The 21,929-nt window shown below is 40.7% G+C and carries 22 protein-coding genes and 1 rRNA gene; 16 read left to right on the top strand and 7 right to left on the bottom strand.

The annotated features are described in order from the left end of the window. A 5S ribosomal RNA gene (gene rrf, locus NK987_RS17360) occupies positions 1–91 on the top strand; the annotation flags it as partial. A 178-nt stretch (positions 92–269) separates the two neighbouring features. Here the strand turns inward: rrf and NK987_RS17355 are convergent. Then, positions 270–626 carry a hypothetical protein gene (locus tag NK987_RS17355; protein ID WP_259264888.1) on the bottom strand — a complete coding sequence of 119 codons (357 nt, stop codon included), beginning with the start codon at positions 624–626 and terminating at the stop codon, positions 270–272. A 66-nt stretch (positions 627–692) separates the two neighbouring features. Then, the gene (locus tag NK987_RS17350) at positions 693–2,969 is read right to left on the bottom strand and encodes a helix-turn-helix domain-containing protein (RefSeq protein ID WP_259264887.1); all 2,277 of its coding nucleotides are present in this window, start codon (positions 2,967–2,969) and stop codon (positions 693–695) included. Between the two features lie 189 nt (positions 2,970–3,158). On the opposite strand from NK987_RS17350, the gene NK987_RS17345 reads away from it, so the two are divergent. The 5 genes from NK987_RS17345 to NK987_RS17325 all read left to right on the top strand — a co-directional run bounded on the left by NK987_RS17345 (position 3,159) and on the right by NK987_RS17325 (position 7,644). Continuing rightward, entirely contained in the window at positions 3,159–3,863 is a 705-nt protein-coding gene (locus tag NK987_RS17345) for an SDR family oxidoreductase (protein WP_259264886.1), read from the top strand. A gap of 4 nt (positions 3,864–3,867) precedes the next feature. Continuing rightward, positions 3,868–5,847, top strand: a complete 1,980-nt coding sequence (ispG, locus tag NK987_RS17340) for a (E)-4-hydroxy-3-methylbut-2-enyl-diphosphate synthase (RefSeq protein WP_259264885.1) — start codon at positions 3,868–3,870, stop codon at positions 5,845–5,847. A gap of 194 nt (positions 5,848–6,041) precedes the next feature. Further along, positions 6,042–6,233 (top strand): DUF6728 family protein, encoded by a 192-nt coding sequence (locus NK987_RS17335; protein WP_259264884.1) that lies wholly within the window; start codon positions 6,042–6,044, stop codon positions 6,231–6,233. A 98-nt stretch (positions 6,234–6,331) separates the two neighbouring features. Further along, positions 6,332–6,685, top strand: a complete 354-nt coding sequence (locus NK987_RS17330; RefSeq protein ID WP_258423955.1) for an MmcQ/YjbR family DNA-binding protein — start codon at positions 6,332–6,334, stop codon at positions 6,683–6,685. Next, positions 6,682–7,644, top strand: coding sequence for an ABC transporter ATP-binding protein (locus NK987_RS17325; protein ID WP_259264883.1), 963 nt, complete (start codon positions 6,682–6,684; stop codon positions 7,642–7,644). Before NK987_RS17330 ends, NK987_RS17325 begins: the two co-directional genes overlap by 4 nt. Positions 7,645–7,672: 28 nt before the next feature. Here NK987_RS17325 and NK987_RS17320 read toward each other — a convergent pair whose 3' ends face one another. The 4 genes from NK987_RS17320 to NK987_RS17305 form a co-directional block, all read right to left on the bottom strand. Further along, entirely contained in the window at positions 7,673–8,197 is a 525-nt protein-coding gene (locus NK987_RS17320; RefSeq protein ID WP_259264882.1) for an FKBP-type peptidyl-prolyl cis-trans isomerase, read from the bottom strand. 27 nt (positions 8,198–8,224) lie between these two features. Further along, positions 8,225–8,545, bottom strand: a complete 321-nt coding sequence (locus NK987_RS17315) for a hypothetical protein (protein ID WP_259264881.1) — start codon at positions 8,543–8,545, stop codon at positions 8,225–8,227. A 93-nt stretch (positions 8,546–8,638) separates the two neighbouring features. Beyond that, positions 8,639–11,413, bottom strand: a complete 2,775-nt coding sequence (gene leuS, locus NK987_RS17310) for a leucine--tRNA ligase (RefSeq protein ID WP_259264880.1) — start codon at positions 11,411–11,413, stop codon at positions 8,639–8,641. A 270-nt stretch (positions 11,414–11,683) separates the two neighbouring features. Beyond that, positions 11,684–12,619 carry a hypothetical protein gene (locus NK987_RS17305; RefSeq protein WP_259264879.1) on the bottom strand — a complete coding sequence of 312 codons (936 nt, stop codon included), beginning with the start codon at positions 12,617–12,619 and terminating at the stop codon, positions 11,684–11,686. 318 nt (positions 12,620–12,937) lie between these two features. Here NK987_RS17305 and NK987_RS17300 point away from each other — a divergent pair, with 318 nt between their 5' ends. The 4 genes from NK987_RS17300 to NK987_RS17285 are packed head-to-tail and all read left to right on the top strand — an operon-like array spanning position 12,938 to position 17,603. Then, positions 12,938–14,479 (top strand): bifunctional GNAT family N-acetyltransferase/carbon-nitrogen hydrolase family protein, encoded by a 1,542-nt coding sequence (locus NK987_RS17300; protein ID WP_113925775.1) that lies wholly within the window; start codon positions 12,938–12,940, stop codon positions 14,477–14,479. 1 nt (position 14,480) lies between these two features. Then, positions 14,481–15,032, top strand: coding sequence for a KdsC family phosphatase (locus tag NK987_RS17295; RefSeq protein ID WP_259264878.1), 552 nt, complete (start codon positions 14,481–14,483; stop codon positions 15,030–15,032). A 22-nt stretch (positions 15,033–15,054) separates the two neighbouring features. Beyond that, complete coding sequence (gene kdsA, locus NK987_RS17290) at positions 15,055–15,882, top strand: 3-deoxy-8-phosphooctulonate synthase (RefSeq protein ID WP_259264877.1); 828 nt, start codon at positions 15,055–15,057, stop codon at positions 15,880–15,882. A gap of 29 nt (positions 15,883–15,911) precedes the next feature. Beyond that, complete coding sequence (locus NK987_RS17285; RefSeq protein WP_259264876.1) at positions 15,912–17,603, top strand: L,D-transpeptidase family protein; 1,692 nt, start codon at positions 15,912–15,914, stop codon at positions 17,601–17,603. Here the strand turns inward: NK987_RS17285 and NK987_RS17280 are convergent. Then, positions 17,592–18,302: a murein L,D-transpeptidase catalytic domain family protein gene (locus tag NK987_RS17280; protein WP_259264875.1), complete on the bottom strand. Its 711-nt coding sequence runs from the start codon at positions 18,300–18,302 to the stop codon at positions 17,592–17,594. The genes NK987_RS17285 and NK987_RS17280 overlap by 12 nt on opposite strands. Before the next feature lie 303 nt (positions 18,303–18,605). Here NK987_RS17280 and NK987_RS17275 point away from each other — a divergent pair, with 303 nt between their 5' ends. The 6 genes from NK987_RS17275 (at position 18,606) to NK987_RS17250 (ending at position 21,904) form a co-directional block, all read left to right on the top strand. Beyond that, positions 18,606–19,016: a 6-pyruvoyl trahydropterin synthase family protein gene (locus NK987_RS17275; RefSeq protein ID WP_258423945.1), complete on the top strand. Its 411-nt coding sequence runs from the start codon at positions 18,606–18,608 to the stop codon at positions 19,014–19,016. After that, complete coding sequence (gene folE / locus NK987_RS17270) at positions 18,976–19,674, top strand: GTP cyclohydrolase I FolE (RefSeq protein WP_258423944.1); 699 nt, start codon at positions 18,976–18,978, stop codon at positions 19,672–19,674. The genes NK987_RS17275 and folE overlap by 41 nt, the downstream gene beginning before the upstream one ends. Before the next feature lie 110 nt (positions 19,675–19,784). After that, positions 19,785–20,471 (top strand): SDR family NAD(P)-dependent oxidoreductase, encoded by a 687-nt coding sequence (locus NK987_RS17265; protein WP_258423943.1) that lies wholly within the window; start codon positions 19,785–19,787, stop codon positions 20,469–20,471. A 79-nt stretch (positions 20,472–20,550) separates the two neighbouring features. Beyond that, entirely contained in the window at positions 20,551–20,814 is a 264-nt protein-coding gene (locus tag NK987_RS17260; RefSeq protein ID WP_241127148.1) for a hypothetical protein, read from the top strand. A gap of 20 nt (positions 20,815–20,834) precedes the next feature. Next, positions 20,835–21,278, top strand: a complete 444-nt coding sequence (locus NK987_RS17255; RefSeq protein ID WP_259264874.1) for a hypothetical protein — start codon at positions 20,835–20,837, stop codon at positions 21,276–21,278. Further along, positions 21,275–21,904 carry a flavin reductase family protein gene (locus tag NK987_RS17250; RefSeq protein WP_259264873.1) on the top strand — a complete coding sequence of 210 codons (630 nt, stop codon included), beginning with the start codon at positions 21,275–21,277 and terminating at the stop codon, positions 21,902–21,904. Before NK987_RS17255 ends, NK987_RS17250 begins: the two co-directional genes overlap by 4 nt. Positions 21,905–21,929: the final 25 nt, after the last annotated feature.

Below are 21,929 nucleotides of genomic sequence, written 5' to 3'. Positions count from 1 at the left end.
TCCCACCTCTTCCCATCCCGAACAGAGAAGTTAAGCCCTGCAGCGCCGATGGTACTGGGGTTACACCCGGGAGAGTAGGCCGCCGCCACATTATTCAGACCCTCAGTTCATACCTGAGGGTCTTTTTTCGTTTAGGGATAGCCTATCTGCTACCACACTATTTTATTCAACAACAAAGAAACAAAGGGACAAAGTTGGAATTCAGGAATAAGTTAAAGCTAATAATTGGTATAAAGTGAAACCCCTTTTCACTTCACCATTTAAAATTTTCATAAAGAATTATAGATATCATGAAGATATTCTTCATTGTGGTCATTTAACAAATTCATCGAATCATTTTTGGAAAAATAGAGTTTTAATGCCCCCTTATCTCCAACATTTTCAATTTGTCTTACTCCGTCAAGAACGCATAAAAATCCGAATACACTTGTTTCTACACTTAATTCAACTATTTTATAAATGACTGATTTTTCTCGTTGATTCAAATTGTTGTACCAGCTAGAAATTTCAACCAAATCCTTTTCTGGCTTTTTCCCCGGTGGAGTAGAAAGATTATTCAACACAGCATTTTTTGTTGAATCCGACACCACTATTTTTATTGCCCTTATAAACTCTTCAGATTTCATATTCTTTAATCATTATATTTTTCAATTTAATAAGATAGGTAATTTTGGTATCGGAAAAATTGGACTTTATTCCTTCTCTAGATTTGCTAAGTGATTGGCAACCATTTTTAAAGTCCCATAATCATACTTTGCAGGGAATTCTTGCCCGACCAAGACAATATCCCCATTTTTGGATTGGATAAGGTTCCCGATTTCCTCGATCTCCTTTTGAGATAAATGCGAATGGATAGAGACTTTTCCCTCTGTTATCCCTTTAGCCAAATGACCTCGAATTGTGGATTCGGCAAGTTCCCTTTCTGAAGCAATTTCTGAAATTGATTTTCCGCTTTGACTCAGTTCGTAGGTAATTTCATAGGTTTCTCCTTTTTCTCTTTTGAGTTTTGCTTCGCCTTTTCCTTTCTTCTTTCTGCCGGTTTTGTTGGAGGCAAACTTTGGATTGTCTTTGGCGGCTTGCTTGGCATCCTGTGCTAAGGAAAGGCGAAGGTGGATCAGTTCCTGGCTTACCTTTTCCATTTTTCCAATTTCTTCCCCATTGAGGATGGCAGGAATCAGGAATGTCACCTTTTTGACTTCTGATAGTTTTTTATATACCATCAACTCAATTTCAGAGATTCCTTCAAGATAGCTTTTGCTCCTAGTAAACCTTTCCACCTCGCCAGCATGGACCAAAAGCTTTCTGAGGCTTTCCTGTAACAATTTGGCATAGTAAGAACTTCCTTTCTCCAAGCGATCTAGAAGTTTATCTTCCTCATTCAAATGAAGTATATGCAAAAGCTGCCTTTGAAATTTGTACGTATTTTCACCTTCCTGAAGAATTCCTTCATAAATGTCTGGGATGGCTTTTTGCATTTCTGCGTCTTCAAATTCCAAGGTTCCACTAACGTCTTTATTGAAGGTAGTGATGGCTTGAAGGATTTCTCCAAAATCAAAAGTGCTTTCCAACAGTTTGGACATATACCTTTTTTGATGGATAGAAAGCAATTTTTCCAAAGGTTCCTGGTCTTGGGTACTGTGAGTAAAATTGACCACATCCCTGTCGCTGTTAATGACATGGGGTTGAATCCTGGTCCGGAGCGTCAGTCCTTCTAATCCCCTTAACCTGCTCAAGGCAACATATACCTGACCCGGGGCAAATGCCTGACCTACATCAATGATGGCTTTGTCAAATGTCAATCCCTGGCTTTTGTGTACTGTAACTGCCCAGGCTAACTTGATGGGATATTGCTCAAAAGTCCCAATTACTTCCTCTTCAAGTTCTTTGCTGTCTTCATTGACGACATATTTTTTGTTTTCCCAAACCTCCTTCCTCAAAGTATATTCTAACCTGCTGTCTGCCAAAATTACCTTGATCACGCCCTCCTCGATACTTTTGACTGTCGCCATTTTTCCATTGAAATATTCTGAGTAGCCGCTTGTATCGTTTTTGATAAACATGATCTGCGCGCCCTCTTTTAATTCAAGGACTTTGGGCAGAGGATATAAGCTTTCCGGAAAATCTTTTTCAATCACCGCTTCAAAGGTGTGCGCTTTTGTTTTCAGTGCAGCAAGTTCTTTTTGGTTGTGCTCTTCTGCTTTGTAATTGTGCGTGGTAATGATGATGGTATCTTGAAGGTTTTTGATTTCCTCCTCGGTTTTATAAAAAGAATTCAAAAAGGAAATGTCCTCTTCATTGGCCTCATTGTCACGGAGATGGTTGAGAATGGTAATGAATTTTTCGTCTTTTTGGCGGAATATTTTATCCAATTCCAAATAGACCATTCCGGATTGGCGGATAGCTTGAGCTTCAAAAAAGTGCATGCTTTTATAAAATTTGTTCAGCAACTGCCATTCATAGTCCTTGACGATCGGCGGCAACTGAAACAAATCCCCAATCATCAGCACCTGAACCCCACCAAATGGTTCGTCGAAATTTCTTTTGACACTTCGCATTCGGTAGTCGATAGCATCGAGAATATCTGCCCGCAGCATACTCACCTCGTCGATGATGAGCAAGTCTACAGCTTTGAGGACCTTTTTCCTTGCCATATTCAAAGGATGTCTCCTTCCCAATGTGTACTGGGTAAAGAAGTTTCCACTGTTACTGAAATTACCTTCAGGTTCTCGGGTAGGAAGAAAAGTGCCAAAAGGTAGCAGAAACTGGGAATGAAGTGTGACCCCTTTGGCATGTAAAGCGGCAATTCCGGTTGGTGCAAGGACCACAAATCGCTTATGGGTAAGTTCTGAAAGCTTTCGGAGGAATGTTGTTTTGCCTGTACCTGCCTTGCCTGTCAAAAAAATAGGGCTGTTGGTGCTGTTTACAAAGTGCGCAGCCAACTCCAACCTGTCTGTTTGCTGAGTTTCCATATCGCTAAAATTAAGAACAAAAAACCTATAGCTCCCGGGAATAAACGTTTAAGTTCGCAAAGTTTTTAAAAAAATGTAACTTTGTTTCCGATAGATAGTTGTCATACTAACTATTGGAACAGCAATCAAATTTGTTGACCAGAATGATATTTTGGAATGATTCAATTTTCATAAAGCATTTATCGGAAAATGACAAAAAGTATATTGGTAACAGGAGGGACAAAGGGGATTGGCCGGGCCATCATCCAAAGATTTGCAGAGGAAGGGTTTGACGTGTTTACCTGTTCGAGACACCAAGTAGATTTGGAGGAATTGAAATCTGATTTTCAATCAAGGTTTCCTACTCAGAATATAAATGTTTTCAGTGCAGATTTGTCAAAAAAAGACCAAGTGAAATCATTTTCGGAGGAAGTCAAATTGCTCGGAATTCCTGATGTGATAATCAACAACACTGGTGTTTTTTTTCCTGGATCAATCCATTCAGAACCCGATGGGAATTTTGAATTGATGATGCATACGAACCTTTTCTCTGCCTATTACCTCACAAGGGCATTTACCGGGGAAATGATCGCAAGAAAATCAGGACATATTTTTTCCATCGGTTCCATTGCCGGATTGACTGCCTATGCCAACGGTGGAAGCTATGCCATATCAAAATGGGCCATGTTGGGATTTACCAAATGCCTGAGAGAAGAATTAAAGAATTACAACATCAAAGTGACTTCGGTATTACCCGGAGCAACTTACACCGCAAGTTGGGAAGGTGTGGATATTCCCGAAGAGCGGTTTATGAAATCCACTGATGTAGCCGAGTCAGTTTGGGCGGCTTATAACCTTTCGCCTTATTCTGTTGTTGAAGAAATAGTGATCAGACCTCAATTAGGAGACTTATAACAGTATGGAAACCAAATCATTGTTGGATAAAATAAAGTATTGCAATAGCCTGACGGAGTATTCCCGGCGAAAAACCATTCCTGTCAAAGTTGGCGATGTATTCATTGGAGGTGACAATCCTATCGTCGTCCAATCGATGACAACTGTGGACACCATGGACACCCTTGGTTCTGTCGAGCAATGTATCCGCATGATCGAAAGCGGCTGTCAGCTGATCCGAATTACTGCGCCTAGTATCAAGGAGGCAGAAAATCTTCGAAACATCAAAGAAGAACTTAAGAAAAGAGGTTACGAAACGCCATTGGTGGCGGATATCCACTTCACTCCCAATGCTGCAGAAATCGCAGCCAAAATCGTAGAGAAAGTCCGTATCAATCCGGGAAACTACGCCGACAAAAAGAAATTTGAGGTTATAGAATATACTGACGAAAGCTATCAGGAAGAATTGGATCGCATCAGGGAAAGGTTTCTTCCACTAGTCAAAATCTGTAAAGAACACGGAACCGCCATGCGGATAGGTACCAATCACGGTTCGCTTTCCGATAGGATCATGAGCAGGTACGGTGACACACCACTTGGAATGGTGGAGTCAGCTTTGGAATTTTTGAGAATCTGTGAGGATGAAAGTTATTATGACATTGTGATTTCGATGAAATCTTCCAATACACAGGTCATGGTACAGGCATACAGGTTGTTGGTCCAAAAGCTGGATGAAGGTGGTTTTAAACCTTATCCTTTGCATTTGGGAGTGACTGAAGCCGGAGATGGTGAAGATGGAAGGATCAAGTCAGCGGTCGGTATAGGAACATTGTTGGAAGATGGTTTGGGAGATACGGTCCGGGTTTCCCTGACTGAAGATCCGGAATTTGAAGCTCCTGTAGCCCAATCTTTGGTCGACCGATATGTCAAAAGAGCAAAACATGATTCTATTCCGGAACTTCATCATTTTCCGATCACTCCTTTTGAACATAATAAAAGAGATACAATCGAAGTATTTAATTTTGGGGGAAGCAATGTCCCAAGGGTAATTGCGGATATCTCTGCTGTCCAAAACATGACAGAAAAGGAAATGAAGCATATCGGCCATTTTTATTTGCCTGAATTGGACAAATGGAAAATGAACGATCAGGGAGCAGATTACGTGTTTTCGGGGGCTAATCCGATTCCGTTTATGTTACCAAACGGAATGAAGGAAATCCAATATTTTAGTAAATGGAAATTGTCTGAAGATCAGGTCAACAAATTTCCGGCTTTCACTTTATCAGAATTCAAGACTTCGTCAAGTTTCCATTATGGATTGAATTTCTTAATGATTTCTGATTTGGAGGTAATGGAATCTATCCCGTATCTGGAAGGGAGGAAAGATGTTGTGGTGATTTTGCAAAGTAACAATGCACATAAAATGGCGGCACTCCGACGAACTTTTATCACATTGATGGAAAACCATTGCCTTGCTCCCGTTGTTGTCCTTGTAAATTATCCTGTTCAGGACTCTGACAAGACCATGCTTTATGCTGCTACTGATGTCGGGGGTTTATTGGTCGATGGTTTGGGAGAAGGTATCATGTTGGGGATCGGAGCCTATGAAAATAAAGATCGGGGAACGGTTCTGGATCAGATCAAATTGCATAATTCAGTTGGATTCGGAGTGCTTCAGGCAGCTCGTACCAGGATGTCGAAAACCGAATACATTTCCTGCCCTTCCTGTGGCAGGACTTTATTTGACCTGCAAGAAACAACCGCAATGATCCGCAAAAGAACTGACCACCTCAAAGGCGTCAAAATCGGCATCATGGGTTGTATAGTAAATGGCCCTGGCGAAATGGCAGACGCAGATTTCGGATATGTCGGTTCGGGAAAAGGGAAAATCACCTTATATAAAGGGAAAGAAGTAGTCAAAAAATCAGTTCCTTCCGAAAGGGCTGTGGACGAACTGATCGAAATTATCAGAAAAGACGGAATGTGGATCGAACCGGAAGCTTGATTCAATGGTCAGAAAACAGTGGTCAGTCTCAGTTTTCAGTCCCTAATCCATTGAGATTTTGAGATATGTTTTGAAAAATCAATTTCACGTGGTGGACAGTCGACTGTGGTCTGTTAACTTATTTAAAAAAAGTTAAATCAATACGATTGGATTCGCACCAATAATTCAATAACCAATTTCTAAAAACCATAAATATGTCAAACAGCAGATTAAAAGAATTTTTTAAGCTTGGGGAAGTAAGTCATTATTTTGTTCGGGTTTTTCAAAAACCGGATCCCAACAAACCTTCCAATTTTAACCTCAGGATGATGCATGGCATCAACAAAATTTCCATTCTGATGTTTTTGGCAGCAATCATCATTTATACAGTGAAGCGCTGCTCTTAATTCAAGCTACTGGTTTTTTCCTTTTACTTCTAACTTATTACTTTTTACCTTTAAGCAAATAACCAATAACCTCCTTAGCTCTAAACATCCTCCTTTCGATGACCATCTCGTTTTTCAGGGAATTTTGTCTTTCCAAACTTGGCACTTCTGAGGAAACACCATTTGACGAAAATACCCTTTGTTTCAAAGTGGGAGGTAAGATTTTTGCCATCATTGATATTGAGCTTTTTGAAAGTGTCAACCTAAAGTGCGAACCAGAAAGGGCTGCAGAGCTCAGAGAGCATTACTCCGGAATTGTACCAGGATATCATATGAATAAAAAACATTGGAATACGGTAATGTTTGATGGATCTGTTTCTGATAAGTTGATTTTGGAATTGGTTGACCATTCGTATGAGTTGGTTTTGGAGAGCTTGCCAAAGAAAACCAAAGAAAGTATATTAAGACTATGAGCTATCTCAAGATCGACGCCATCCATAAAAGCTTTCAGGAGGGGCTTCCGGTAATCAAGAATTTTTCTTTGGACATCCCCAAAGGTCAGATCATTTCCTTGGTGGGCGAAAGCGGTTCCGGCAAAAGTACCTTGCTTAGGATTATTGCCGGATTGGAAAGCCGGAATGAAGGCGAGATTTATCTGGATGGAAACAGAATCCAAAACCCCAAAGAACAACTAGTTCCAGGAATTGACGAAATCCAACTCGTCTTTCAGGATTACCACCTTTATCCCAAATCAACCGTCGAGGAGAATATCTTGAGGCCATTGCTGCTTTTTGACAAGAAATACAAAGAAAGTAGATTGGAAATGCTGTTGGAGTTGTTGGGTCTGAAAGCCTTCAGGGATAAATTCCCGAGACATCTTTCAGGTGGACAGCAACAAAAAGTTGCGATAGGCAGGGCTTTGAGTGTGGAACCTCAGGTGTTGTTGTTGGATGAACCGTTTTCAAGTTTGGATACGATTCAGCGCAGGGAGTTGATTATGGAACTCAAAACCATGTTTCAAAATCTTGGAGTCACTGTACTTTTTGTGACACATGACCTCGATGATGCGTTACAGATGACCAATGACTTGGTGATTATGCAAAAAGGGAAACTGATCCAAAAAGGACATCCTGAAGAGATTTTCTCCAAACCAAAAAACCTGTATGCAGCCAAGCTCTTCAGCCATTTGAACCCTATCCCAAATAAAGAAAAAACCTATATCCGGCCTTCAGATATCTATCTTTTCAAAACCAGTGGCATTCCCGCAAAAATCATCGAAAAGCTCTATTTGGTACATTACAACCAACTGATAGTCAAATTGCCGGATGGTGCTTTATGGAAGGTGGAAGATAAAAAAAGGGTGTTTGAAAAAGGTGAAAAAGTGTTTTTGAAATGGGAAGAGGAGAAGGAAATCACCTTTTCCAAAGTTTAGGACTTTGGAAAAGGCTTAATCTTAAAACTCAATGCTGATGTCCGTGGTCTCCGTGAACATGACCGTGGTCAAGTTCCTCAGGTGTTGCTTCCCGAACTTCAAATACCTCCCCATCAAAGTGCAGGTCAAAACCCACCAAAGGATGGTTGAAATCCAACAAAATCTCCTCACCCAAATCTTTCAGCACTTTGGCTTGCATTGGATAGCCATTTTCATCCACCAAAGGAAGGAAATTGCCTTCTTCCAGCATCTCTGGTTCAAATCCTGCCTCAGCAGAAAACTGTGCTTTAGGTAAAGCCATAATCATTTCATCATCAGGTTCCCCATAGGCATCTTGGGCAGAGATGGTAAAGTTGAAACTTTCGCCTTGGCTTTTTCCGGCTAACAGTTCTTCAAACTTCTCCGGCAATCCACTGAATCCGAATATAAAGTAAAAGGGATCTTCATTGTCCCTGATCTCCACACTGAATGGAACAGATTCGATTTCGTTTTCTTCTTTGCTGACTTTAAGCTCGTAGGTCAGTCCGACTACTGCATTTTTTACTATTTCCATGATGAATGAATTGATGTCAATATTTTTTTATTTGATGGCGCCATTGATCATGACGGCCAATATGCTCAACATACTAAGAACGAAACATCCAAAAACCCAACCCCATTTTTGTTTATAAGTCAATATGATGGATGCGATGAATATCAGACCAAAAACCAATCCGAATACCAACAAGACCTTTAGATACATTTCTTCGGAAGCATGAAAGTAGGGGACCTCTGTTTTTTCTACAGGTTGCAGGATCAAATCTTCATTGAGGAATTTGTAGCCAATCCATTCCCTCCAATAGGAATAAGTAAATATTCCAGAGGAGACGATGGCTGCAAAAGCTATGAAGAAGCGGTTCATTAGCGTTGGTTAATGATTAATTGTTAATGAGTTTTTGGAATGTGATAACCTTGAAATCTTTCAATTTTTCAATCTTCCAATTTTCTAATCCCATCAAATCACAATATTCACAATCTTTCCAGGTACCACAATCACCTTTTTAGGTGCTTTACCTTCAGTCCATTTGAGTACAGTGTCGTCTTTTAGCGCTGCTTCTTCGATTTCTTCTTTGGTAAGTGAAAGTGGAAGCAGGAGCTTTGCTCTCATTTTTCCGTTGATGGAAACGGGATATTCATGGCTGTTTTCTACCAAAAATTCCTCTTTGAATTCAGGAAATGAGGCATAAATGATCGATCCTTTGTGGCCCATCAGCGTCCAAAGTTCCTCTGCGATATGTGGCGCATAAGGAGAAACGATTACTACCAAAGGCTCAAGGATTTCTCTTTTGTTACATTTCAATGCTGACAATTCATTCACACAGATCATAAAAGACGCCACAGAAGTATTGAAGGAATAAGTCTCCAGATCCTCCTGAGTCTTTTTGATGGTTTTGTGAAGGGTTTTCAGTTCTTCTTTGCCGGCCTTTTCTTCGGAAACGCTGAATTCCCCGTTGTTATCGTGGTACAGTCTCCAAAGCTTTTTCAGGAATTTGGATACGCCGTCGATGCCATTGGTATTCCAGGGTTTGAATTGCTCCAAAGGTCCAAGGAACATTTCATACAATCTCAGCGTATCGGCGCCATATCTTTCAATGATGTCATCCGGGTTGACCACATTGTATTTTGACTTGGACATTTTCTCCACTTCTGCCCCACAGATGTATTTTCCATCTTCCAACACAAATTCTGCATCCGCCAAATCAGGTCTCCAAGCTTTGAATTTCTCGATGTTGAGCTGGTCATTGTTGACAATATTCACATCGACATGCATGGCTGAAGTTTCATATTGTTGTTTCAATCCGTAGCTGATAAAGGTATTTGTACCTTTGATCCGATACACGAAATTGGACCTACCCTGAATCATTCCCTGATTGATCATCTTTTGGAAAGGCTCCTCGATGCTTACCGCACCGATATCATACAGGAATTTGGTCCAGAACCTGGAATAGAGTAAGTGCCCGGTGGCGTGTTCAGCACCTCCGATATATAGGTCTACCGAACCCCAATAGTTTTCCTTTTCTTTGGAGACAAACTTTTCAGTATTCCTTGGATCCATGTAACGGAAGAAATACCAGCTTGAACCTGCCCACCCTGGCATGGTGCTCATTTCCAATGGAAATTCTCCCTCAGCAGTTTTGTATGTCCAGTCCTTTGCCCTGCCAAGAGGCGGTTCTCCATCTTCGGTAGGCAAATATTTATCCACCTCAGGCAAAACTAATGGCAGGTCTTTTTCTTCGATCAGGTAAGGCAAGCCATCTTTGAAATAAACAGGTAGCGGCTCACCCCAATAACGCTGACGAGTAAAGATGGCATCACGCATTCTGTATTGGATTTTGCCGTTTCCGATTTTCTTTTCTTCTAGGAATTCGATGGCCTTGTTCATCGCCTCCTTCATTTCCATATTGGAGATGAACCCCGAGTTGATGATGGTTCCACCTTTTCCGGGAAATGAACCGTTTTCCATACTTCCGGCAATTACTTGCCTGATCTCTAATCCAAAGTGTTTTGCAAAGTTATAATCCCGCTCATCATGCGCAGGTACAGCCATGACTGCCCCGGTGCCATATCCTGCCAAAACATAATCAGCAACCCAGATTTGGATTTCTTCTCCGTTGAAAGGATTGATGGCATAAGATCCGGTAAATGCCCCGGAGATGGTTTTGACATCTGACATCCGGTCTCTTTCGGAGCGGTTTTTTGCAGTCTCGATGTAGGCTTCGGCGGTATTCCTTTGGTCCTCGGTGATCAGTTCGCCGACATAATCATGCTCAGGCGCCAATGCCAAATATGTCACACCATAGATAGTGTCTATCCTCGTAGTAAATACTTTGATCAGTTTATCCTGTCCTTTGACCTGAAAAACCATCTCTGCACCGATGGATTTTCCAATCCAGTTTCGCTGCATTTCCTTGATGGGTTCGGACCATTCTACTGTTTCCAATCCTTGAAGCAATTTGTCTGCATAGGCTGTAATCCGCATGCTCCATTGCATCATTTTTTTGCGCTCGACAGGATGGCCTCCTCGTTCGGAGAAACCGTCTTTGACTTCGTCATTGGAAAGTACCGTACCCAAGGCTGCGCACCAGTTGACGGTGGTCTCCGCGAGGAAAGTCAAGCGGTATTTTAATAATACTTCCTGTTGTTCTTTTTCGGTAAAATTGTTCCAATCAGCGGCAGAAAACTCGGGTGTATCTTCATCGCAAACCGCATGGACATTGGCGTTTCCTTCCACAGAAAACTTTTCTACCAATGAAGCAATGCTCAGGGCTTTGTTATCAACCTTATCATAATAGCTGTTGAAAAGCTGCATAAAAATCCACTGTGTCCAGCGGTAATAGCTCGGGTCGGAAGTCCTGACTTCTTTATCCCAATCAAATGCAAAACCGATATTCTTCAGTTGTTCGGTATAGCGCTGTATATTTTGCTCGGTGGTAATGGCAGGATGTTGTCCGGTTTGAATGGCATATTGCTCCGCAGGAAGACCAAATGAATCATATCCCATCGGATGAAGGACATTGTATCCCTGCAATCTCTTGAATCTCGTGATGATATCAGAGGCGATGTATCCAAGTGGATGACCGACATGCAAGCCCGCTCCGGAAGGATAGGGGAACATGTCTAGGGAGTAAAACTTTGGCTTGGATGGGTCAACTTGGGCATTGAAAATCTGGTTTTGTTCCCAGTAGTTTTGCCACTTTTTTTCTATTTCCTGAAAATTGTAATCAGCCATTATGGAATAATTGCGTTGCTTTTTGAGAATTGCTTGCAAAAATAGGAAAAAACACGGGAATAGGCTGTCATTCCCTTATTTGGTTTAATGGATAAGTCTAAATAAAAGAAACCTTACCCGAATGACCGGTTTTCATTTTGGAAGTCTCTAAACTTTGGATATTTTTGACCACCTTATGAGTATTTATCTTTTTAGGCCTTCAGCCTACTTTCAGGCCATTGGAAGTGAAGAATTTCTTTCACTTTTTAAAAAATCTCAAATGGTTTTATTTTACCAGAACCTGAAGCTCTTTTCATTCACCCTGTTCCTAAAAATCCAGTTGTCCCAGATATCAGGGGAAAGATAAAGTTCAAGGCCGATATTCAGGGACATAAAACCGTCAAAACGCTCATCAAGACCTGAACCTCGTCTGATCCTTCCGCCATTGTCAAGAATTTTTTGGACATCCGGTTCCCCATTGTCCTTTACAAAATTAGGGTTTCTGATAGCCAATCTCAGTCTGTCAGGTCTTGGACCATCGCCGTTTACGCCATAGTCATTTACCAGATCTTGGTAAAACTCCTTTACATTATAAGCACTGATGTCATCCATGTAATCCGTGATTGTCCACCTGTAATTCATTTCCAGCGTCAAATCCGTATACACATTCAGCTTGTATTTCATCCCTATACCTGTAGGAAATACAAAAATGTATTTATCATACGGGTTGTTTTCCAATTGTAGTGGTCTCAGATCAACCCATGAACCGTTAAGTTCGGCTTTTGGAGTATTGCTTGATACACCTACGCCGGCAAATCCGTAGAAGTTGATGAAGTTTCTTGTAATGTTGTATACTTTGACAGGCTTGAGATGAAGCTCTCCGATCACACTGGCTTCCCAGTTTCTTGCCCTGAAATGGAGGTTTCTCGGTTCTCTGTTACTTCTTGGATCAGCAGGAGGGTCTTGGCCCGAAATCTGGTAATAGGTAAATTCTGCCCTTGCCCTGATATAGGTTCCTAAAGTTCTTCTTACCGCAATGTTTGCATTCCAATCAGGTTGGATTCCTTCATTGTATTTCCAAAGAGAATAAAGTTCGCCAAAATATTGGGTCGGACCGGCAGCCACGGAAACCGACCATGGCGCATCAAATCTATACCTGTAAAAGCTTTGTGAATAAGCTTCAAAGGCCATCATTGAAAGCAAAAAAATCAAAGCTAATTTTCTCATTTGATAAAAATGGAGTGATTATGGAAATTTTAGAGTGCGAGATTTTAGATTTCTACCTGTAAAGAAATATAAAAAGAATTAATAATTCAATTTTTAATTTCATCCTTTCTATAGAAAATCAGGCGATTACTGCTGTCTGTTAGGTAATTATCATGCAGGGAATTCTTGGCAATTGATGGTTAAGGACACTAATTTTATTTTCAACACTTAGAAAATGATTTTGAAACCAGTTTGATTTTTGAAAATTGGTTCGCTAGGATTCGAAACCGATGGTAAGGATTTTAAAATAAATGAGGGATTTTTGGTTAATTTTGTGGCATGAGTAAGCAAAAAGAAGAATTAGAGCACCGACTAAAACTCAGAAACATCAAGTTGTCCGATTATGATGATATCCGTGAAATAATGGTTACCATCTACAAAGACCAAGGTGGCGCTTGGTCAAGGCAGGAATTGAAAAACCAGATCAGGGCATTTCCCGAAGGGCAGATTTGTATAGAGGATAATGGCAAAGTTGTAGCTGCAGCCTTGAGTCTTGTAGTCGATTACACCAAGTTTGGAGATAACCATACATACGATCAGATCACTGGGTTTGGAAAATTTGACACCCATGACAATGATGGTGATACCCTTTATGGAACCGATGTTTTTGTCCATCAGGAATATAGGGGAATGCGATTGGGAAGAAGGTTGTATGATGCGAGAAAAGAGCTTTGTGAAAACCTGAATTTAAGGTCAATCATTGCAGGAGGAAGGATCCCGGGTTATTCTAAATATGCCGATCAGATGACTCCGAGGAAATATATAGATTTGGTAAAAAGTAAGGAAATCTTTGATCCGGTTCTTTCCTTCCAGTTGGCTAATGAATTTCACGTAAGAAAAGTGATCACCAAATACCTTCCTGAAGATACCGATTCGAGGGCTTACGCCACACTTTTGGAATGGATCAACATCTATTATGAAAAGGATGAAAAGCTAATCGGAAACAAAAAATCAATTGTCCGATTGGGGTTGGTCCAATGGAAAATGCGACGCTTCAACAATGTCGACGACCTGATGCAGCAGGTGGAGTTTTTTGTGGATACCATTTCGGGATACAAATCAGATTTCTGTCTTTTCCCAGAGTTTTTTAATGCACCTCTCCTGGCAGAGTTCAATGACATGGATGCCTCTGAAGCCATCAGGAATGTGGCAGATTATACTGACGAAATCATCAGCAGAATGCGTGACCTTGCGCTTTCTTACAATGTAAATATCATTGCAGGCAGCATGCCGGAATATGACGGGAAAAAACTAAGAAATGTAAGTTACCTCTGTAGGAGAGATGGGACTACCGACAAGCAATACAAGCTCCACATCACTCCCGATGAGCAGGCCTATTGGGGGCTTCAGGGAGGAAACGGAATCAAGGTTTTTGACACTGATGCAGGTAAAATAGGGATTTTGATATGTTATGATGTGGAATTTCCTGAATTAGGCAGAATATTGGCCGAACAGGAAATGGATATTCTCTTTGTTCCATTCTGGACAGACACTAAAAATGCCTACCTGCGTGTCAATACATGTGCCAAAGCCAGGGCTGTCGAAAACGAATGCTATGTGGCTATAACAGGTTCTGTCGGTAACCTTCCAAGGGTTGAAAACATGGACATTCAATATTCACAGGCTGCCATCTATTCTCCTTCTGACTTCTCTTTCCCGCATGATGCCACTGTGGCCCAGGCTTCTGAGAATGCAGAGACGACCATTGTCGCAGACGTTGATTTGGACCTGTTGACAAAGCAAAGGAAAGCAGGCAGTGTGCGAAACCTTGATCAAAGAAGACTTGACCTATATTCCATTCAATGGAAGAAAAAGAAGTAAAATGCAAAAATACCTTTCAGGCGCAACGGAGGAAGTCAATCTCAAGGCAACCAAAATCAAACTGCTTATCACCGATGTTGATGGAGTATTGACAGATGGTGGGATCATCTTTGATGACAATGGCTTAGAATACAAGCGATTCAATGTCAAAGATGGCTTTATCGTATCACAACTCCGTAGAAATGGGATTTTGGTAGGGGCGATCACCGGTAGGAATTCCAAAGTAGTTGAAAACAGGTGTGATGAGCTTAACTTTGATTTTCACTACCATGGGGTGCGTGACAAAGCCCAAAAATTAGTCGAGATCCTTGAAGTATTGGAAATCGAGATCAACGAAGTCGCCTTTATCGGAGACGACCTCATTGATTTGCCACTAATTCAAAAAGTCGGGTTTTCAGCATGTCCCGCAGATGCTCTTCCATATATCAGTGCGCATGTGGATTTTATATCCTCACTCAATGGTGGTCATGGTGCATTCAGGGAGGTGGCAGATTTAATTTTACAATCAAAAGGACTTTTGTCTGGAATCATAGAGAAATACCTCCACCTGTAGCAAAGAGGAATCAACCCAAACCATGAGGATCTCCAAAGAAATTGTATTAGGTTCAGGAAAACCGGTGTTATTTGCCGGGCCATGTGCCGTCGAAAGTTTTGATATCTGCATGGAGATTGGGAGTTTTGTTAAGGAATATGCCGACCAGCTTGGGTTTTCTTATGTGTTCAAAGCTTCGTTTGATAAGGCAAACAGGACATCAACTACATCATTCAGAAGTATTGGGATGGATAAATCCCTTGAAGTCCTGCAAAGGATAGGAAAAGCTTTGGATGTTCCTTTGGTGACGGATATTCACGAAAGCCATCAAGCTGCAGAGGTAGCCAAGGTGGTAGATGTGCTTCAGATTCCGGCTTTTCTTTGTAGGCAGACAGATTTATTGCTGGCAGCAGGGCAGACAGGAAAAGCCATAAAAATCAAAAGAGGCCAGTTTATGGCTCCGGAGGACATGGAATTTGCAGTCAACAAGGTAAGGTCTACAGGTAATCAGAATGTCTGCCTTACAGAACGTGGATTTACCCTAGGCTACCATGACCTCGTGGTCGACATGCGGGCATTGCCAATCATGAGACAATTCGCTCCTGTGGTTTTTGACATTACCCATAGCGTACAGCAGCCGGGAGGAATGGGAGGTTCAAGTGGTGGGCAGAGAGAGTTCGCTCCTTTTTTGGCAAGGGCAGCTGCTGCTGCGGGTGTTGATGGGTTTTTTATAGAAACCCATCCTGATCCCGCAAAAGCACTCAGCGATGGTCCAAACCTCATCCCTTTGAATAAAATGAAGGAATTTCTTATTATGCTCAAAGAGACTTGGGAACTCGGTCAAAAGTATCGGGATTTTTCAGTACAATAGACTTCAATTTTTCTTAACAACAATAATTCATGAAAAGGATTTGTTTGATTTTGCTCCTGTTTATGATTCAGAGAGCCCTATTTGCCCAGCAAGCCCCATCAGAAAATGGGATTGATTCATTTATAAGAAGATTTTTGGAAAGCAACAGCCCCGAGGAAAAGCCAAAAATCGGGGAAAATGAACTTTTCAGTACGGTGGTGATCCACAGGTTTTATGGGGAAAGGAATTTTGAACCTGCATGGGTCAAAGACCATAAGTTACCCGAAATCGCCTATGAAATGCGCTATGAAATCGGTCAGGCCAAATTTGACGGACTGAATCCGGACGATTATCATTTTCAGGCCATCAATGCTTATTTCGACCGTTTTGAGTCCGCAAAAAAGGCGGGAGAAAAAATGAATACCATTGACCTCGCTGCGGTAGATGTGCTTCTCACTGATGCCTACATCATGCTTTCCTCGCATCTTTTTTTGGGAAAAGTTGATCCTGAAAGCCTAAAGACAACTTGGAGCATTCAGCGGAATGTACCGGAATTGATGATTGACCGAAAGCTCTCGGCGGCTATCCAGTCAGGCAGCCTCAGAGCAAGCATTGAAGGATATTATCCTGCATTTTCTATTTACAAAAAAATGCGCGACGGTTTAAGGCAGCTTTTTGAGGAGCAAAAACGCTTTGAAAAAGAGCCTGTCGCAATCTGGAAGAACCTCAAAATTGATAAATCTATCAAACCGGGTGATACTCATAACCAAATGCCTGAAATCAGGGAGAGACTTTATTTTTGGGGATTTTTAAAACCTTATCAACCTGTTGATGATAAGATGTATGACAGCCTGATGATAGAAGGGATCAAAACAATCCAAAGAAGATTCGGGATGGAACCTGATGGCGTGATCGGTCAAGGGACAATCCATGCATTTAACCAAAAACCCTTAGATATGATTGCCACAGCATCTGTTAACCTGGAGAGATTAAGATGGTTTCCTGATACAATAAAAGATATAGAATTGATACTGGTCAACACTGCAAATTTTCAGCTTGACTTTATCCAAAAATTAGATACTGTCCTCACTTCTAGAGTGATTGTAGGAAAGAGCTATCACTCCACCCCACAGTTCAGTGCCCTGATGTCATACATTGTATTCAGTCCTACATGGACGGTACCTACTTCAATCACCCGAAACGAGATTGTCCCTAAGATCAAAAAGGACCCAAATTATCTTGCCAAAAACAACATGGTTTTGTTGAATTCATCAGGAAGCAGAGTGGATCCGTCCTCCATTGATTGGGGCAAGGTTAGTGCCCGGTCATTTCCTTATACTGTGAGACAAGAGCCTGGTGACCACAATTCTTTAGGACTGGTTAAATTTATGTTCCCCAATAAAAACAGCGTCTACATTCATGATACTCCTTCAAGAACGCTGTTTGCCAGGGAGGACCGGGCCCTGAGTCATGGTTGTATCAGGATCCAAAAGCCTTTTGAGTTTGCCAAAATTTTGCTTTCCAACCAACCCTCATGGACTGATGAAAAAATTACTTCCGCAATGCACCAATCAAAAGAAGTAACAGTCAATCTCGATAGAAAGATACCAGTGGCATTAATATACCTTACCCATTGGGCAGATTCAAGGGGGAATCTCTATTTTAGAAACGATATTTATGATAGAGATGGGGAGATTTATCAGGCTCTTAAAGAAACCAGAATCAAAAAATCAGGTATTTAAGAAAGCTGATTTATTGAGATACTCTTTGTCTTTGCCATAAATAAACAGAAGAGATTGCTCTTTGATCAAATCAATCACCTCGTTGGCAATTTCATTTGGGAGGGCAGGACATCCAAGACTTCTTCCTAATCTTCCGGTCTGGTGGATGAAGTTTTCATGGGCATAGTCTGCGCCGTGTATTACTATCGCACGTTCTCTTGCTTTGTCATTGAAGCCCTTTTCCAAGCCGTCAAGCCTCAAGGAATATCCGTGTTTGCCTTGGTAAGTTTCTCCTGTCAGGTAAAATCCCAGACTGCTCATATAAGAAGAACTTATATTTGAAAACTTCTGCGCCATCAGGTCTCCGGAATTTCTTCCATGGGAAACAAGGCCATAATGAAGAATCATTCCGTCTTTCATATCTATGATCCACATCCTTTTTTCTGAGGAAGGCAGTGAAAAATCAATCACAGTAAGTGGCTTACCCGGTGATATTTTTCCATCTTCCTGCATTTTCAAATAACCTTTGATGCCGTATGACAAAATTTCCATTTCGGGTATTTTAAACTCTAAATTGGCAGAATTGGAACTGACAAGCTCTATGATATTATTTTCAAAAGAAAGGTCTCTCAGAATGGAAGAGGGTGAGCTATTGACAAAGAAATGAGTGGAAATCGAGCTGCCTAGCAATAAAATGAGAACTAAAGTGAGTTTCCGCATTATATTTATTTGATAGTCTGGTAGTTGCAAATGAAATTATCTATGGCCATAAACACAAATCAAATGCCATATAATTCCATTTTTCTCCTTTATTTTTAGGCTCTTATTTAAACTAAATATGCACTTAATAATTTGGAACTGTTTTCCCATAGATACATGTTAGAAAGCATTGCTGATTTCTCTTGGGAAAATATTCATAAAAATTACAGATATTCCTGACTGATTATCAATCGATTGAAAATTTTGTTTAAAGAAAAATTAAAAATATTAAACAAAAATTGATTAACTCCTGTTTGGTAAACAATGAAAGTAGCAGTATATAGAAAAGAGCATTTTAACGCAGCTCACAGGTTACATAATCCGGAATGGTCAGCGGAAGAAAATGAGCGTGTTTTTGGGAAGTGTAATAATCCGAATTTTCACGGTCATAACTACGAATTGATTGTGAAGTTACTTGGACCAATCGATCCGGGTACGGGTTATGTTTATGACATGAAGATCTTGAGTGATTTAATCAAAACACATGTGCTAAATAAATTTGATCATAAAAATTTAAACTTAGATACAGATGAATTCAGAAATCTTAACCCAACAGCGGAAAACATTGCTGTGGCTATTTGGAATATTTTAAGAAAAAAAATTGACACGAAATACGACTTAACGATTCGACTATATGAAACAGAAAGAAACTTTGTTGAATACGATGGGAATTAATTTTTCTCAATCCTATGATGAAATGGGGGACGAACATATCGGGACTTCCCACGATACTCCGCTGAGAGAGGATGCTTTTGAAATGGATGATGAGCTCAAAATGGAGCTGATCGAAAAGCATTTTAGAGAAATAATGCATGTTTTGGGTCTTGACCTTACAGATGACAGCCTTAAAGGCACCCCAAAAAGGGTGGCCAAAATGTATATCAAAGAAATTTTCAGCGGGCTTGATCCAAAAAACAAACCTGAAGTCAAACTTTTTGAAAACAAATACAAATACAATGAAATGCTGGTGGAGAAAGATATCACCTTCCACTCCAACTGCGAGCACCATTTTGTACCGATAGTCGGCAAAGCACACGTCGCCTATATTTCCAACGGAACTGTAATTGGCCTTTCCAAAATCAACAGGATCGTACAGTATTTTGCAAAACGTCCGCAGGTACAGGAAAGACTGACCATGCAGATCGGCAATGAACTTAAAGAAATGCTGGGTACAGATGACGTAGCCGTAATCATTGATGCACACCACATGTGTGTGTCAAGTAGGGGAATACAGGACGTGAACAGCGCTACTGTCACCTCATTTTACAGCGGAAAATTTGAAAAAGATGAACACTCAAGAAATGAGTTCATGAAATATATCAGCATGAAGTAAAAAAGTTTGAAAACTAGACCAAACCAAACCGGGACTTTGATTCCGGTTTTTTTATACCCTGAAATTTTCAAACATTTTATTTACAAAACGATTTTATAATAAAGCGAATTATGAATAATAAAAACATTGTGGTCATCGGCGGCAACTCCGGTATAGGAAAGTCAATCACAGAAAAACTTGAAAGTGAAGGCGCAAACATCTTTGTGTACCACCGTTCGGGAGAAGGTCTAGAGCAACTCGATGTTACAGCCCGATTTGAAAGCATTGAGGGACTTCCTGAGGTAATTGATGGCTTGGTTTATTGTCCGGGAACTATCAATCTGAAGCCATTTCACAGATTTTCTGTTGAAGATTTTCAAAGGGATTATGAAGTCAATGTTTTGGGAGCAGTAAAAGTATTGCAAGCTTGTCTCAAAGGGCTAAAAAAATCCGAATCAGCTTCTGTGGTACTTTTCAGCACCGTCGCTGTACAGGTGGGGCTTGGGTTTCATTCTTCTATTTCTAGTGCCAAAGGTGCAGTCGAAGGACTTGCAAAGTCACTCGCAGCAGAATGGGCTCCAAATAAAATCAGGGTTAACGTGGTTGCGCCATCATTGACTGACACACCTTTGGCTTCGGCACTCCTGGGCAATGAAGACAAGAAAGAAGCTTCAAATAAAAGGCACCCATTAGGAAGATATGGTCAGGCGGAAGATATTGCCGGAGCTGCTGTTTTTTTACTTTCCAAAGATGCGTCTTGGATGACAGGACAGGTATTACATCTAGATGGAGGTATGTCCTCAGTCAAAAGTATGTGATTTCAAAGATTTCAAACAATTGGTAAGGATAATTGTATTAGAGTTGGGTATTCTCCCAGAGTATAAAGTATTAAATGTTATGAGGACTCCACCAGAATCATTTTTGATTTTCAAGGAAGAACTGGAAAAGGCCAGACTGGAAAAGGAAAGGCTTAAGAAAGAGTATGAAGCCAAATTAGGTGACATGAATAGGGAGCTTTCAAGGCTGAAAGAGCAGATTCATTCCCAACAAGAACTAATTAAGACAACTTTGGATTATGCCATACGTCTTGAAGAGAATCTAGGTAGCTTCAAAGAAGAAGTTACAAATGGTAAAAACATGAAAAACAGGTCGTTTCACTAATTTCTACCCCAGACACAATCATGAATATTACTGCCAATACCATCGAGCTAAACAACTTTGAACTGATGTTTGAAGAAAGATATGCCAAGGTATATGCCAATCGAGAAAAGGGAATGATTATCTGTGAGTTATTGACAGATTATATCCCGATTGATGATTTCAAAAATACCTTTACCAATATCACTGAGATCGTTGAAAAAGGGAAATACAAAAAATTCATTTTCGACAAAAGATCCCTTCGTGCCTTTCACCAGCCTAGCATGGAATGGTATTTTCTCAACTGGAAAAACAAAATGCTCGAGCTTGGATTAGACCAGCATCGAAAAATACTGCCGGAAGAAAAATGGTTTGAAAAAATGGTAATGATCGCCAAAGAGCAAATCATGAAAAATAATCCCGACAACATCATCCATTTGTTGGATATAAAATATTGCAATTCCATCGAAGAAGCGATTTTGATATGATGAAGCATTTCGATAAAGCTTCCATCATTGTGGCTGAATCGGCTTTTAGAAGGGATTTTATCAACTGCCTTTCAGGATATAAAAGCCTAAATCTCATCGGCACCAAGAACCTGAAAGGCATTTCTAACCTTTCTCCGTTTTCTCAGGTTTTTCATATCGGAGCCACGCCACCTTTGGTCGGGATATTGTTTAGACCGCATACTGTCGAAAGACATACTTTAGAAAATATCCTTGAAACAGGATATTTCACCCTCAACCACGTCACTGAAGAATTTTACCGAGAAGCGCACCAATCTTCCGCAAGGTATTCCGGGTCTGAATTTGAAGCGACTGGATTGGAGGAAGAATATCTCGGAGATTTTTTTGCACCTTTTGTTGCCAAAAGTCCAGTGAAAGTAGGGTGCAAGTTAGAAGAAACCCAAACCCTCCAAGTCAACGGTACTGAGCTTCTCATCGGAGCCATCGAACATATTTGGGTCGATGAAATAGGACTGCGATCAGATGGTTCTCTTGACCTGAATCTCTTGGGAACAGTAACAGTCAGCGGTTTGGATGAATACCATGTTGGGAAGAAAATCGCCAGATTAAGCTATCCCAAGCCCGGAAAAGAATTGAAGGAAATTTAAAAAAGGGACGAAGGTAAGGGAAATG

The sequence above is a fragment of the Aquiflexum gelatinilyticum genome, assembly GCF_024813435.1.
In the GTDB taxonomy this organism is placed as follows: Bacteria; Bacteroidota; Bacteroidia; order Cytophagales; family Cyclobacteriaceae; genus Cognataquiflexum; species Cognataquiflexum gelatinilyticum.
Note: the sequence above shows the minus strand (reverse complement) of the source record. Positions and strands in the feature narration are given on the sequence as shown.